Below are 1,562 nucleotides of genomic sequence, written 5' to 3'. Positions count from 1 at the left end.
AACAGAGATTAAACTGAAGAGTTTGATCCTGGCTCAGATTGAACGCTGGCGGCATGCCTTACACATGCAAGTCGAACGGCAGCACGGAGCTTGCTCTGGTGGCGAGTGGCGAACGGGTGAGTAATATATCGGAACGTACCCTAGAGTGGGGGATAACGTAGCGAAAGTTACGCTAATACCGCATACGATCTAAGGATGAAAGTGGGGGATCGCAAGACCTCATGCTCGTGGAGCGGCCGATATCTGATTAGCTAGTTGGTAGGGTAAAAGCCTACCAAGGCATCGATCAGTAGCTGGTCTGAGAGGACGACCAGCCACACTGGAACTGAGACACGGTCCAGACTCCTACGGGAGGCAGCAGTGGGGAATTTTGGACAATGGGCGAAAGCCTGATCCAGCAATGCCGCGTGAGTGAAGAAGGCCTTCGGGTTGTAAAGCTCTTTTGTCAGGGAAGAAACGGTGAAAGCTAATATCTTTTGCTAATGACGGTACCTGAAGAATAAGCACCGGCTAACTACGTGCCAGCAGCCGCGGTAATACGTAGGGTGCAAGCGTTAATCGGAATTACTGGGCGTAAAGCGTGCGCAGGCGGTTTTGTAAGTCTGATGTGAAATCCCCGGGCTCAACCTGGGAATTGCATTGGAGACTGCAAGGCTAGAATCTGGCAGAGGGGGGTAGAATTCCACGTGTAGCAGTGAAATGCGTAGATATGTGGAGGAACACCGATGGCGAAGGCAGCCCCCTGGGTCAAGATTGACGCTCATGCACGAAAGCGTGGGGAGCAAACAGGATTAGATACCCTGGTAGTCCACGCCCTAAACGATGTCTACTAGTTGTCGGGTCTTAATTGACTTGGTAACGCAGCTAACGCGTGAAGTAGACCGCCTGGGGAGTACGGTCGCAAGATTAAAACTCAAAGGAATTGACGGGGACCCGCACAAGCGGTGGATGATGTGGATTAATTCGATGCAACGCGAAAAACCTTACCTACCCTTGACATGGCTGGAATCCTTGAGAGATCAGGGAGTGCTCGAAAGAGAACCAGTACACAGGTGCTGCATGGCTGTCGTCAGCTCGTGTCGTGAGATGTTGGGTTAAGTCCCGCAACGAGCGCAACCCTTGTCATTAGTTGCTACGAAAGGGCACTCTAATGAGACTGCCGGTGACAAACCGGAGGAAGGTGGGGATGACGTCAAGTCCTCATGGCCCTTATGGGTAGGGCTTCACACGTCATACAATGGTACATACAGAGCGCCGCCAACCCGTGAGGGGGAGCTAATCGCAGAAAGTGTATCGTAGTCCGGATTGTAGTCTGCAACTCGACTGCATGAAGTTGGAATCGCTAGTAATCGCGGATCAGCATGTCGCGGTGAATACGTTCCCGGGTCTTGTACACACCGCCCGTCACACCATGGGAGCGGGTTTTACCAGAAGTAGGTAGCTTAACCGCAAGGAGGGCGCTTACCACGGTAGGATTCGTGACTGGGGTGAAGTCGTAACAAGGTAGCCGTATCGGAAGGTGCGGCTGGATCACCTCCTTTCTAGAGTTTGCACGAATCAGC

General features: G+C 52.5%; 1 rRNA gene. It reads left to right on the top strand.

The window, feature by feature from the left end:
• Positions 1–10 precede the first annotated feature (10 nt).
• A 16S ribosomal RNA gene (locus CSZ94_RS26865) occupies positions 11–1,541 on the top strand.
• Positions 1,542–1,562: the final 21 nt, after the last annotated feature.

Source organism: Janthinobacterium sp. ROICE36, assembly GCF_002869965.1.
Taxonomy (GTDB): Bacteria; Pseudomonadota; Gammaproteobacteria; order Burkholderiales; family Burkholderiaceae_D; genus Janthinobacterium.
This window is presented reverse-complemented; position numbering and strand designations above follow the sequence as displayed.